This window comes from Bacillus sp. iso_77 (genome assembly GCF_056173625.1).
This window is the reverse complement of record NZ_CM149683.1, coordinates 2,368,487-2,381,953: the sequence shown is the minus strand read 5'-3', so window position 1 is coordinate 2,381,953 and position 13,467 is coordinate 2,368,487. Positions and strand designations below refer to the sequence as shown.

Annotated in this window: 13 protein-coding genes and 2 pseudogenes; 14 read left to right on the top strand and 1 reads right to left on the bottom strand. The window is 40.6% G+C overall.

Going from position 1 to position 13,467, the window contains the following annotated elements; genetic code table 11:
* Nucleotides 1-27 precede the first annotated feature (27 nt).
* From mltG to AC0VYC_RS12215, 8 genes and pseudogenes are all read left to right on the top strand, one after another.
* The gene (mltG, locus tag AC0VYC_RS12250; protein WP_024718365.1) at nucleotides 28-1,110 is read left to right on the top strand and encodes an endolytic transglycosylase MltG; all 1,083 of its coding nucleotides are present in this window, start codon (nucleotides 28-30) and stop codon (nucleotides 1,108-1,110) included.
* 212 nt (nucleotides 1,111-1,322) lie between these two features.
* Nucleotides 1,323-1,988, top strand: coding sequence for an O-methyltransferase (locus AC0VYC_RS12245; RefSeq protein WP_008342672.1), 666 nt, complete (start codon nucleotides 1,323-1,325; stop codon nucleotides 1,986-1,988).
* Nucleotides 1,985-2,914: a peptidase U32 family protein gene (locus tag AC0VYC_RS12240; protein ID WP_008342670.1), complete on the top strand. Its 930-nt coding sequence runs from the start codon at nucleotides 1,985-1,987 to the stop codon at nucleotides 2,912-2,914. The genes AC0VYC_RS12245 and AC0VYC_RS12240 overlap by 4 nt, the downstream gene beginning before the upstream one ends.
* Nucleotides 2,915-2,934: 20 nt before the next feature.
* A complete protein-coding gene (locus tag AC0VYC_RS12235) occupies nucleotides 2,935-4,203 on the top strand; it encodes a peptidase U32 family protein (protein WP_017358097.1) in 1,269 nt (422 codons plus the stop codon).
* Nucleotides 4,204-4,210: 7 nt separating this feature from the next.
* Nucleotides 4,211-4,842, top strand: a pseudogene (udk, locus tag AC0VYC_RS12230) (uridine kinase).
* A gap of 648 nt (nucleotides 4,843-5,490) precedes the next feature.
* Nucleotides 5,491-5,963: pseudogene (gene greA, locus AC0VYC_RS12225) on the top strand (transcription elongation factor GreA).
* A 50-nt stretch (nucleotides 5,964-6,013) separates the two neighbouring features.
* Nucleotides 6,014-7,756, top strand: coding sequence for a peptidoglycan D,D-transpeptidase FtsI family protein (locus AC0VYC_RS12220; protein ID WP_327871838.1), 1,743 nt, complete (start codon nucleotides 6,014-6,016; stop codon nucleotides 7,754-7,756).
* Between the two features lie 67 nt (nucleotides 7,757-7,823).
* Nucleotides 7,824-8,486, top strand: a complete 663-nt coding sequence (locus AC0VYC_RS12215) for a YrrS family protein (RefSeq protein ID WP_007501430.1) — start codon at nucleotides 7,824-7,826, stop codon at nucleotides 8,484-8,486.
* 140 nt (nucleotides 8,487-8,626) lie between these two features.
* Here the strand turns inward: AC0VYC_RS12215 and AC0VYC_RS12210 are convergent, their stop codons facing one another.
* Entirely contained in the window at nucleotides 8,627-8,833 is a 207-nt protein-coding gene (locus AC0VYC_RS12210) for a YrzA family protein (protein WP_024718362.1), read from the bottom strand.
* Nucleotides 8,834-9,020: 187 nt separating this feature from the next.
* On the opposite strand from AC0VYC_RS12210, the gene AC0VYC_RS12205 reads away from it, so the two are divergent.
* The 6 genes from AC0VYC_RS12205 (at nucleotide 9,021) to AC0VYC_RS12180 (ending at nucleotide 13,373) form a co-directional block, all read left to right on the top strand.
* Nucleotides 9,021-9,662, top strand: coding sequence for a class I SAM-dependent DNA methyltransferase (locus tag AC0VYC_RS12205; protein WP_327871839.1), 642 nt, complete (start codon nucleotides 9,021-9,023; stop codon nucleotides 9,660-9,662).
* 15 nt (nucleotides 9,663-9,677) lie between these two features.
* Nucleotides 9,678-10,373 (top strand): 5'-methylthioadenosine/S-adenosylhomocysteine nucleosidase, encoded by a 696-nt coding sequence (gene mtnN, locus AC0VYC_RS12200; RefSeq protein WP_039167112.1) that lies wholly within the window; start codon nucleotides 9,678-9,680, stop codon nucleotides 10,371-10,373.
* Nucleotides 10,374-10,418: 45 nt separating this feature from the next.
* Nucleotides 10,419-11,342, top strand: coding sequence for a PLP-dependent cysteine synthase family protein (locus AC0VYC_RS12195; protein WP_024718360.1), 924 nt, complete (start codon nucleotides 10,419-10,421; stop codon nucleotides 11,340-11,342).
* 1 nt (nucleotide 11,343) lies between these two features.
* Nucleotides 11,344-12,492 (top strand): bifunctional cystathionine gamma-lyase/homocysteine desulfhydrase, encoded by a 1,149-nt coding sequence (locus AC0VYC_RS12190; protein WP_327871840.1) that lies wholly within the window; start codon nucleotides 11,344-11,346, stop codon nucleotides 12,490-12,492.
* A 72-nt stretch (nucleotides 12,493-12,564) separates the two neighbouring features.
* On the top strand, nucleotides 12,565-12,795 hold the full coding sequence (locus AC0VYC_RS12185; RefSeq protein ID WP_148943687.1) for a YrhC family protein: 231 nt from the start codon (nucleotides 12,565-12,567) through the stop codon (nucleotides 12,793-12,795).
* Between the two features lie 443 nt (nucleotides 12,796-13,238).
* The gene (locus AC0VYC_RS12180; RefSeq protein ID WP_008342648.1) at nucleotides 13,239-13,373 is read left to right on the top strand and encodes a YrzI family small protein; all 135 of its coding nucleotides are present in this window, start codon (nucleotides 13,239-13,241) and stop codon (nucleotides 13,371-13,373) included.
* The last annotated feature ends 94 nt before the right edge of the window (nucleotides 13,374-13,467 follow it).

Below are 13,467 nucleotides of genomic sequence, written 5' to 3'. Positions count from 1 at the left end.
AAAAGCTAGATGTGAGGAGGGCCATGCATGTTTTCAGAACAAAAGAAACGACCATTTTTTAAACGAAAAATGGGGATCGTCCTGTTATCTGTACTTGCTGTGATTATCATTGCAGCATTATCAGGTTTTTTATATGTAAAATCAGCACTCGGGCCGGTCGATCAAAAAAGCAAACAAACCATTAATATTCATATTCCAAATGGGACATCTGTCAGTGGAATTGCGAGCATTTTAAAAGAAAATGAGCTGATTTCAAATGACACGATTTTCACTTACTATGCAAAGTACAAAAAAGCGTCAGGCTTTAAAGCGGGCTATTTTCATCTCAAACAAACAATGGATGCGGATCAGCTAATTCAAAAGCTGACATCTGGCGGGACAGATTACGCATTTCAGCTTGTGATACCTGAAGGGAAACAGTTGTCTGATATTGCAACTATTATCGCAAACCAGACGAATTTTTCAGCGAAGGAAGTTGAAGCGAAGCTGGATGATCCAGCCTTTATTAAAAAATTGATGAAAAAATACCCGAAAACGGTGACATCACAAGTGAACGGGAAACAGGTCAAGCATCCGTTAGAGGGATATTTATTCCCGGCGACGTATCCGTTTTATCGTGAGGATGAATCACTTGAAACCATCATTGACACGATGATTAAACAAACAGATCAATATGTGAAAACGTATGAAAAGGACATGAAAAAGAGAAAGATGTCCATCCATGATGTCCTAACGATGGCATCCCTGATAGAAATGGAAGCAACCGAAAAAACAGACCGGTCAAAAATCTCAAGTGTGTTTTATAACCGGTTGAAAAAGGACATGCCGCTTCAAACAGATCCAACCGTTCTTTATGCGCTTGGCGAGCATAAGTCCCGTGTTTATTACAAAGATTTAAAAGTGAAATCACCTTATAATACGTATACAAACAAAGGGCTGCCGCCTGGACCTATTGCCAATGCTGGAGAATCTTCTTGGAAAGCAGCACTCCATCCAGAGAAAACAGATTTTGTTTACTTCCTAGCAAAGAAAAATGGGGAAGTCGTCTTTACGAAAACGTTAAATGAGCACAACAAAGCAAAAGCGAAATACATCACTGGCAGCAACTAGCGCTCATGTGAAAGGAAAAAGACTGTAGACAATGGTGAAATTGCCTGCAGTTTTTTTCGTTGTTATATCCATTTTATAGGTTCGCAATTACCACATCTTTGTGGTAAAATATATCGGGTTGTTTTTACTTAGATGAACGAAAGATTGACGAGAAAGAGAGCTGCAGCAGGCAGGACTCTTCTTTTTCAGGTCATGAAGGAGCTAGACATATAATGACAATCGAAGATGATCAAATAAATGATTATATTGAAGATTTAATTGAGCCGAGTCCTGATGCCATCGCTCAATTAGAGGAGTATGCGAAAGAGCATCATGTGCCAATCATGGAAAAGGTGAGCATTGAACTGTTATTGCAGCTGCTTTCTTTGAAAAAACCAAAGAAGATTCTTGAGGTTGGGACAGCGATTGGCTATTCAGCGATTCGAATGGCAGAAGCTTTGCCAGATGCTGAAATCTATACGATTGAGCGAAATGCGAAACGTTATGAGGAAGCGACACGAAATATTGAAGAATTACATTTCAAAGATAGAATTCACGTGTTTTTTGGCGATGCGATCGAATCAGCTAAAACGGTTCAGACGATGGCGCCCTATGATGTGATCTTCATTGATGCGGCAAAAGGCCAGTATCAACGCTTTTTTGAGCTGTTTGAACCGATGCTGTCCGATGACGGAATGATTATTACAGACAACGTATTATTTAAAGGCTTAGTTGCGACAAATTATGAAGAAGAAATTGAAGATAAACGAAAAAAACAATTAATAGGCAAAATTGATCGATACAATCAATGGCTGATGTCAAATCCTGACTACCAAACGTGTATCATTCCGGTTGGAGATGGGATCGCTATTAGTACAAAAAGAGGTGACCAATCATGAAAAAACCAGAATTGCTTGTGACGCCAAGCAAGGTGTCGGATGTACTGCCACTCATTGAAGCGGGTGCTGACGCATTTTTAATAGGTGAACAAACATATGGAATCCGTCTTGCAGGTGAGTTTTCAAGAGAAGATGTGAAACAAACGGTTCAACTCGCACATGCACATCACAAAAAAGTATATGTCGCCATGAATGCGATTTTTCATAATGACCGTGTGGCACTGCTTGGAGATTATTTAACCTTTCTCGATGGGTTAAACGTGGATGGTGTCGTTTTTGGAGATCCGGCAGTGATCATGGCCGCAAAAGAAACAGGTGTCAACTTGAATCTGCACTGGAGTACAGAAACAACTGGGACAAACTATTACACTTGTAACTACTGGGGCAGAAAAGGCGCAACACGTGCTGTTCTTGCCAAAGAACTCAATATGGATAGCGTGATTGATATCAAAGAAAACGCCGAAGTGGAGATTGAAATTCAAGTCCACGGCATGACCTGTATGTTCCAATCCAAACGGACACTTGTTGGCAACTATTTTGAATATCAAGGTAAACAAATGGACGTGGAAGGCAGAAATATGGAAGAAGGTCTATTCCTTCACGACCAGGAGCGTCAAAACAAATATCCTATTTTTGAGGATGAAAATGGCACACACATTATGAGTCCAAATGATGTATGTATGATTGATGAATTAGAAGAATTTGTCGACGCAGGCATTGACTCATTTAAAATTGACGGAATTTTAAAGTCACTTTCTTATATGACAGAGGTGACATCCCTCTATCGAAAAGCCATTGATTTACTAGTGACTGATAAGGAAGCCTATGAAGATCAGAAAGATGAATGGGTGGAGCGTATTGAAGAGATCCAGCCTGTCAACCGTTCAATCGATACAGGGTTCTTCTTTAAAGAAACGGTTTATTAAGATAAAAGGAGGCAGAGGAAATGGCACTTTTAAAAGATGGAATTTCTGAAGTGATCGATGGAAAACGTGTCATTACAAAAAAACCAGAACTGCTAGCGCCAGCAGGTAACTTAGAAAAACTAAAAATTGCTGTGCATTATGGAGCAGACGCTGTTTTTATTGGCGGGAAAGAATTTGGACTTCGTTCAAATGCAGATAACTTTTCAATTGAAGAAATGGCAGAAGGTGTCGCATTTGCGAACAAATACGGTGCTCGTATTTATGTGACAACGAATATTTTCGCCCACAACGAAAACATGGACGGGCTGGAAGAATATCTTCAAGGGATTGAAGGAGCCGGTGTAGCGGGAATTATTGTCGCTGATCCACTCATCATTGAAACATGCAAACGAGTAGCTCCAAAGCTTGAAGTTCACTTGAGCACACAGCAGTCTCTTTCAAATTGGAAAGCGGTGCAGTTTTGGAAGGAAGAAGGGCTTGAGCGTGTGGTCCTTGCACGTGAAACAAGCGCCCTAGAGATTAAAGAAATGAAAGAAAAAGTGGATATTGAAATCGAAACGTTCATTCACGGGGCGATGTGTATTGCTTATTCTGGCCGCTGCGTGCTCAGTAACCATATGACAGCGAGAGATTCAAACCGCGGAGGCTGCTGCCAATCTTGCCGCTGGGATTATGATCTTTATAAACTAGAAGGCTCTGAGGAAGCGCCTTTATTCGGTGAAGAAGATGCTCCATTTGCGATGAGTCCAAAAGATTTAAAACTCATCGAATCCATACCGCAAATGATCGAAATGGGAATTGATAGCTTAAAGATCGAAGGACGAATGAAGTCCATTCATTATGTAGCAACAGTTGTCAGTGTCTATCGTAAAGTCATTGATGCTTACTGTGCGGATCCAGACAATTTCGTCATTCAACAAGAATGGCTCGATGAATTAGACAAATGTGCCAACCGTGACACGGCTCCTGCCTTTTTTGAAGGTGTACCAGGAACGGATGAACAAATGTTTGGCATTCACGGAAAGAAAACGACCTTTGATTTCGTCGGTCTTGTACTTCATTATGATGAACAAGAACAAATTGTCACATTACAGCAGCGTAATTTCTTTAAAGCTGGCGACGAAGTTGAATTTTTCGGTCCAGAAATCGAAAATTTCACATGCAAGATTGAGACGATTTGGGACGAAAAAGGGAACGAACTCGATGCCGCTCGTCATCCACTGCAAATTGTGAAATTTAAGCTTGATCAAAAAGTATACCCTAGCAACATGATGAGAAAGGGGAAATAACCGGCACATGGGGAAAAAACCAGTGGTGATTGGAATCGCTGGCGGCTCGGGTTCAGGTAAAACGAGCGTCACCAATTCCATTTACGAAAAATTTAAAGGACATTCAATCCTCATGCTTCAGCAAGATTTATATTATAAAAATCAAAGTCATATGCCATTTGAAGAGCGCCTGCTGACCAATTATGATCATCCGCTTGCTTTTGACAATGACCTGATGATTGAGCATGTAGAAGCGCTGCTAAAGTACGAGTCCATTGAAAAACCAATTTATGATTTTAAACTAAACACACGTTCAGAAGAGACGGTACATGTTGAGCCCAAAGATGTCATCATCGTTGAAGGAATCTTTGCTCTTGAAAATGAACGTCTAAGAAACTTAATGGATATTAAACTGTATGTGGATACAGATGCAATCTTCGGATCATTCGCCGTATTTTACGTGATACGAAAGAAAGAGGCAGATCGATTGATTCCGTGATTGAACAATATGTATCTGTCGTCAGACCGATGCACAATCAATTCATTGAACCGTCAAAACGATACGCGGATATCATCATTCCAGAAGGTGGACAAAACCATGTCGCAATAGACCTCATGGTGACAAAAATTCAAACGATTCTTCAAAACCGCGGAGAGTAAATGGTGGAGAAGAACAAAGACCTTTACGACGTAAAGGTCTTTTCAACATCCTGCTCTTGTAGTCAATACTTTAGTAATGGCTAGTCCGAAATCATCGGTGAGCATTGTAAGAAGCAGTCCTCTGAATAAAAGATTTGATATGATAGGAAAACAATGCTGCGAAATGGAGACAGGAAAATCACGATGGGATGCTGAAAGTTTCAGTTATTCCTGCTTTGTAAAAGTATATTAAAAAAACGACAAACAAATCATCACAAATTTTCAAACAATTCTTGATCAAAATGCAATTTTGTAATAATATAGCATAGACATATCGTACACTGACCATATTATGTATTGGAAGATGGAGAATGGATAAGCTATTCTTCTACATATGATCGAAATGGCCGAACGAGGTACAGGAGCTTCCTGTGCCTTTCCACAGTTTGTGCGATGAAGATAATATATCATCATGAGACCGCTGCTGTTCCTGCCTAATAAAAAGGCATAATAGTTGCATCTAAAAGGGACGCCATGTAAGATGGACTTTTACGAATATGGGACAGAAGGAATGAGGGCCGGAATATGTCCTCATTCTTGTATATTTCAGTCGTCACTCACATGCAGAAAGCTTGTATGATGAGGATTAATAGAAGGAGTGAATGATTCATGGCACAAGAGAAAGTATTTCCAATGACAGAAGAAGGAAAGCGCAAATTAGAAGAAGAGCTTGAATATTTGAAAACGGTTAAACGTAAAGAGGTTGTAGAGCGTATTAAAATCGCTAGAAGTTTTGGAGACCTCTCTGAAAATTCGGAATATGATTCTGCTAAAGAAGAGCAAGCGTTTGTAGAAGGTCGTATTACAACGCTTGATAATATGATTCGTAATGCCAAAATTATTGAAGATGAAGGTAACTCAAATATTGTTTCACTCGGTAAAACGGTGACATTCGTTGAATTACCGGACGGTGAAGAAGAGTCTTATACGATTGTAGGAAGTGCAGAAGCGATCCGTTTGAAGGTAAAATTTCAAACGATTCTCCAATTGCAAAAAGCCTTTTAGGCAAACAAGTAGACGACAAAGTCACGGTTCAAACACCTGGCGGAGAAATGTTCGTCCAAATTGTAAAAATTTCATAATTACGTTTATACGATCAACACCTCGTCCACAATAGGGACGAGGTGTTTTTATGCTGAAAACAAGAAGAATCCAATGGACAAGTGTCATTATTTTTATCTTATTGCTCGGTCTCCTATTTAGACTAGCGGAAATTCAGTTGTTTTTCACAGAATCTTTTTCAAAGCTTGATATTAATTTGATCCAAGAAAGTGTCAGGCAGCGGACAGAAGAAGTAGTCATTTCAGACGGACGCGGCGAATTTTTAGATCGAAACGGCGAGGCACTTCTCACAAAAGAAGAGCCTGCGGTCATCATATTTCCTTTCCTGCAATATGACCTCCCTCACTTAAAACAAACCGCTTCTATACTTGAGATGGAAGAAGATGAATTGAAGAGCCAGCTGACAGAAACGAAGAAACCACTCATTTTAAAAGATGATATCACGAAAAAAAAGCTAAAAGACATCAATGATATGAAATATTCAGGTGTTTACGGCGTATATATGAAAGAGAAGGACAAAAAAAGACTTGCCCTCCACACATTAGGTTTCACAAGCGAGAATCCAGAACTCTTGAGAAAACGTTATCCGGACAAAAAAGAGCTTTCGATTCGCACTGAGATCGGTACATTCGGTTTGGAAAGTACATTTGACGAATTTCTATTACCAGAGCAAGACACAAAATTGTTATATCATGTGGACGGAAGGGGAAACCCTTTGTTTGGGATGGACGTCAAATATACAGCAGAAGCTCATTCGTTTTATCCGCTGCAAGTGCAGACAACCATGGACGAAGACATGCAGAGGGAAATGGAGAATGTTTTCAAAGCACAAGGTCTTGAAAAAGGCGGAGCGATTCTGCTCGACATTCAAAATAGCAGTGTGCTGGCGATGGCGAGTGTTCCAAATGTGACCAGCAAAAACCGGCATGAGGCAAGAAATTACATGCTGACCGCAATGGCTCCCGGTTCTGTATTTAAAACGGTCGTACTTGCCGCAGCGATTGAAAAAAACTTGAACCAACCACAAACGATGTATGATTGTCGAAAGAATTTATATGGAGAGCCAGAAGGAAAGCAGGAAGTACTGAATCTGTCTGAAAGCTTTGCGCAAAGCTGTAATTATACATTTGCGACACTCGCTGAGCAGCTCATCCAAACAGATGATCAAATCCTTGAAAAGACAGCTTCAAAGCTGGGGCTTGTGGATCGAGCCGGCTGGGAAGGGGATGTATACCATAAGCAACAATTCAAACAGTTTGATCGTGAAGAAACAGGCAGTGTGTGGGGAGATAAAAGAGACAAGCATGTCAAAAAAGCCATTGCGCAAACGGCAATTGGTCAAAAAAATGTCAAAACAACCCCCTTACAAATTGCCAATATGATGGCAACGATTGCAAGGGGTGGAGAACGAAAAGAAGTGAGGATTGCAGATAAAGTGATGTATCAAAACGGAACAACGATGCTATCCTTTCAAAACAAACGACCTGATGGTGACAGTATTGACCGCTATACAGCTCAAACCTTGCAAAAGTACTTAAGGCAGGTGGTGACGTCTGACAAAGGAACAGGAAGAAGATTTCAAGACCTGCCGTTCCATATAGCAGGGAAATCAGGCACTGCCCAAACCGGCAGCAAAGACAAACAGGGGAATCCACTTTATCACAAGTGGTTTGCCGGATACTTTCCGGCAGAAAAACCAACATACGCTCTCGTCGTTGTTCACCTTGATGAGGCAAGTGGCCGGGCTAAGACAAATGAAGCGTTTTATGATATTGTAAAAAAGGTCAATGAAATTGAAAAGAAACAGACATAGAACATCCCTTCATGTCATGTTAGAATAGTAACGACTTAGGGAACAGAGGCAAAGGAGTGCAGAGATTTTGAGTAGAAATTCTCGATTTGAACATCGTGATAAGCGCAGAAAGGCGAATATGGTGCTTAACATATTAATTGGTATCGTTGTGGTGCTTATTTTGGTTGTCGCATCGAGTTTGTTAATTTTTAATAGACCACCGAAAGATGTAGCCAACGAACCATCCAAAACAGCACCTGCATCGAGTGAAAATAAACAAAACTCAGAAGAAGATGTGAAAGATCAAAAGAAAGATACATCCGATGATGCGGATGCGAAAAAAGACGATTCATCTGACAAAAAAGACGATACAAAGAAAACAGATGATGAAGAAGAGCCAAACAAAGATGCGTTAAAAGATGCCACAGAAACAGATGGCGGTAAAACAAGTGACGTAGACAAAACATATGAAAACGATAACTGGGAGCCTGTAGGAACAGAGCAATCGGGATCACATACAGCAACCTATGATGCTAACTCAAAAGACTGGAAAGAAATGATCAAAGCCATGTCCTATGCGACAGGAATCTCAGAAGATCAAATGACTGTTATTTGGTTAGGAAATAACGGAGGACCTCAAGATGCAAAAGGAACCATCCGTGATAAATCAACAGGTGAACGCTACCGTGTAGAAATTACGTGGGTGGACGAAAAAGGCTGGAAACCTGTGAAGGTTGAAAAATTAAAATAAAATAAAAACATGCATGCAAAAAGGCTAAAATGAAACTCATTTTAGCCTTTTTCTTCTTTTTAGCGTGATAGAAAACCTTTGCAGTCTAGGAAGGACTAGCACCGGCGTACAGACCTGACTGCCTACACGCTGATCTTTTTTTATGAGACATTCGCTTTAAAATGAACAACTGCTGTATACAAAATCTTATCATCAATGACAGTCGTTTGATGACTCACAGAATGAACAGTCAGCAAGATCGCCTGATTATGTTCAATTTGTTTTTGGATCTTTTGTTCAAGTTCTTTTAAAGACGTTGCTTCAAAAAATTCAATTTTGTCCTTTAAAAAATCCAGTTGAAAATCCATTTCATTCATCCCTCCATGCTCTAGATTCATCATAATCTCTCCCATTCAAAAGGGCAAATATTTTTCTACCCCACTCAGTATTTTTTAGTAGGAAAGAATCAGAAGATGTGGTAGGATAGGAACTGTTCGATGGAATAAAACATACTATACGCATAGGAATAAATAGATAAAGTGGAGGGAAAGAAAAATGGGACGTGAGTTTCTTTCTTTATTTGATCATTGGGCTGAATCTTATGATGACACTGTAAGTGGTCATGACGAGCAGTATAAAGAAGTGTTTCGCCGGTATCCGGCCATTCTAAAAGAGATTACTCGCCGTGCAGGTCAACATGTCATTGAGTTTGGAAGCGGCACAGGAAACCTAACAGCGGCACTGCTTCAAGCAGATAAGAAAGTGTTTGGCGTTGAACCTTCAGAGGCCATGAAGAAAGCGGCTCTTCAAAAAGGAATACCAAATGTATTTCATGACGGAGATTTTTTATCGTTTCCAGCCCCACCTTTTGAGCTTGATACGATCGTCAGTTCATATGCTTTCCATCATTTAACGGACGAAGAAAAAAAACAAGCCATCCACACCTATGGCAACATCCTTCCCTCAGGTGGTAAAATAGTCTTTGCTGATACAATGTTTCAAAATCAAGCAGCACATCAAGCTGCAACGAACAAAGCGAAAGCCGCTGGGTTCGATCAGCTTGCAGAGGATTTAGAAACGGAATATTATCCATCCATAGGTGTGTTAAAGCAAATCTTTGAAGAAGAAGGTTTTAGCACATCTTTTCATCAAATGAATGATTTTGTGTGGATCGTAGAAGCGAAGAAAAGGGAATGAAAGGATGTTTTTGATTTGAAAATCGCAGTGATAGGTGCAATGGAAGAAGAAGTGACGATTTTAAGAGACCAACTAAAGAATGCCACACAAGAAAACATCGCTGGGTGTGAATTTACAACAGGTGTTTATGAAGATAAAGAAGTGATTTTATTAAAATCAGGGATTGGAAAAGTAAATGCAGCGGTCAGCACAACACTTCTGCTTGACCGCTTTCAGCCAGATTATGTGATCAATACAGGATCAGCTGGCGGTTTCCATCACTCATTAAATGTAGGTGATATTGTCATCTCTACAGATGTTAGACATCATGATGTGGACGTGACGATCTTTAATTACGAATATGGACAAGTGCCAGGATTACCAGCTGCTTTCATCGCAGATGATCAGCTTGTGAAGCTGGCAGAGGAATCTGCTTCAGAAATCGATCATATTCAAGTGGCAAAAGGAACGATTGCAACAGGAGATTCATTTATGGATGATCCTAGTCGTGTCGCGTTTGTGAGAGAGAAATTTCCAGAGCTGTATGCAGTGGAAATGGAGGCAGCAGCAGTTGCGCAAGTTTGCCATCTATTTGAAACGCCATTTGTGGTCGTTCGAGCGTTGTCAGATATTGCTGGGAAAGAATCCAATATCTCTTTTGATCAATTTCTAGAGCAAGCAGCGATTCACTCAACAGACCTTGTCCTGCGTATGATAAAGCAAACACAATAAAAGAAGGGGTTTCCCCTTCTTTTCCATACAAAGGAAGGGATTTATATGGCTGTCATACATGATATTACGGAATTAATTGGCCACACACCGCTTTTAAAACTGTCAGGGATGGGTGTGCCGGCAGGTGTTGATGTTTATGCAAAACTTGAAATGATGAACCCAGGCGGAAGTATTAAGGATCGCTTAGGTGATATGCTGATTAAAGAAGCGTTGGCATCGGGCAAACTGCGCCCAGGCGGAACCATTATTGAAGCAACTGCAGGAAACACAGGCATCGGGCTTGCGCTAAGTGCAAGAAAACATCAATTGCATCCGATCTTCTGTGTACCAGAACATTTTAGTCAAGAGAAACAACAGCTCATGAAGGCGCTTGGTGCAGAGATTATTCATACACCAAGAAAAGATGGGATGAAGGGTGCGATTGATCGAGCCCTTGAACTAGAGGCAAGCCTTGACAATGCTTATTGCGTCTTACAATTTAAAAACCAAGTAAATCCATTGACTTACTATAAAACGCTCGGGCCAGAAATATGGTCTGACCTCCAGGGAAACATAGACGTGTTTGTAGCAGGAGCGGGCTCTGGCGGAACGTTTCAAGGCTGTGCTGCCTATTTAAAAGAGCAGAAAGAAGCGCTAAAAACAGTGATCGTGGAACCAGAAGGATCTATTTTAAATGGCGGAAAGCCGGGACCGCATAGAACGGAAGGAATTGGCCTTGAATTTATTCCAGATTATATGGAATCGACTTTATTTGACGAGATTTATACCGTCAGTGACGATGATGCTTTCCGAATGGTGAAAGAAGCAGCTGAAAAGGAAGGTGTTCTGCTCGGAAGCTCGTCTGGAGCCGCTCTATTTGCCGCTTTAGAGGAAGCGAAAAAGGCATCACCTGGGACGGTGATCGTGACTATTTTTCCTGATAGCAGTGAGCGTTATCTAAGTAAAGGTATTTATGAGGGAGGAAAATAAAATGAAGCCAAAAACAATGATGATTCATAGTGGAATCACTGGTGATGAAAAAACAGGAGCCGTGTCTGTTCCCATTTACCAAGTCAGCACCTATAAGCAGCCTAAAGCAGGCGAGCACACAGGATATGAATATTCCAGAACTGCGAATCCAACAAGAACAGCACTGGAAATAGTCATTCGTGATCTTGAAGGCGGGGCAAACGGCTATGCATTCGGTTCAGGGATGGCTGCAATTACAGCTGTGATGATGCTGTTTAACAGCGGAGATCATATCGTACTGACTGATGACGTGTACGGCGGAACCTATCGTGTGATGACAAAGGTGCTCAACCGGATTGGCATTAAAGCCACATTTGTAGACACAAGTGATCCTGAAGCGGTGAAAAAAGCAATTTTACCAGAAACAAAAGCTGTCTATATTGAATCTCCAACCAATCCATTGCTGAAAATGACCGATCTACAAGCCATAAGCCGGATCACAAAAGAAGTTGGCATCTTGATGATTGTCGATAATACGTTTTTTACCCCATATTTTCAAAAGCCGATTTCATATGGGGCTGACATTGTCTTGCACAGTGCCACAAAATATTTAGGCGGCCATAGTGATGTGGTGGGCGGACTTGTCGTGACAGCTACTGAAGAGCTTGGTGAAGAATTGCACTTTGTTCAAAACTCTACAGGCGGTATTCTTGGACCGCAAGATGCGTGGCTTCTAATGCGAGGAATGAAAACGCTCGGGCTAAGAATGGAAGCACATCAACAAAACGCGCAGAAAATCGCTGAGTTTTTAGAACAGCATCCTGCGATTACACGTGTCTATTACCCAGGTTTAAGCGCTCACCCAGGTCATGAGCTTGCAAAAACTCAAGCAACAGGCTTTGGCGGTATGATTTCTTTTGATATTGGAAAAGAAGAAAATGTCGACGTGTTTTTAAGCCAATTGAAATTGTTTACAATCGCAGAAAGCCTAGGGGCGGTTGAAAGTTTAATCTCTGTTCCTGCTCGCATGACCCATGCATCTATTCCAAAAGAGCGCAGAGAAGAGCTTGGTATCACAGATGGTTTAATCCGTATTTCTGTCGGTATTGAGGATATTGATGACTTATTACATGATATTGAACAAGGGCTCGACGCAGTAACGAATGGATAGATTTACATGCCCCTCGCTTTCTCTCACTATGGTAAGCTATCAATAGACATTGATAACGGGAAGGTGAATCAAGTGAAGAAAAAGTGGGATGGTTTAGTGACAGATTACAAGCAATACGCTTTTATTTTGCTTGCTGTCAGCACCTTTTTATATATTGGTACGATTTTACCGAATCAACACCTAGAAGCATCACCAAAAATGCTGATGCTGGCAGTTGATTGTGTTTTCCTATTAGCTGCTTTTCTTTGCGTGAAACGTGCGATCTTTTTTCAAAAAAAGCTACAAGAACTAGATGAAGATTAAGTAAAAAGTCTCCTCATATGATGAGGAGACTTTTTTGATTACACTGGATAATCGGACAAGAATCACTGTAGAAATTTAGTCAAACACACAAAAATCATCTAATTTACTAAAAACAGGTTTACAAAATGGTGCTTGCTGGATATACTTACAAAGTAATTAAAAACGTAAAGGAGGCTGAAGAATATGTTATTCGTATCTACTTGTGATCAATTCAACAACCAATTTCATCATGTCATCAGCCTGTGGAAGAGCTCGTGTCCTTCCTTTACCTTTTACGGTTCACGCTACAAAACTGTTTAAGTAAACGAGGATTTCACGTATCATCCATCGCAGGTTAGAAGACACTGTCTTTTGATCTGCATTTTTGTGTGCCCGCAGGTCAACTGATAAAGAAGATCTGCGGGCTATTTCGCGTGCTGCGAACTGAAGGGAGGTGAGCGTATATGACAATCCATTTATTTTTTATTACTTTGACGATCCAACGTAAATACAAGGACATTGAAACCGTTCTTTATGAACAACAAGTCGAAACGTTTTATGAAGAAATGAAGCAGAAACAACTAAAGTACATGAACTAAAAAGGACAATAAAAACATGAAAAGGAGGAGATTGACATGTTTATGATGCTTGCAATGCTTGATTGTTATACAAGGGAGAAGGACCAGGTTTAGA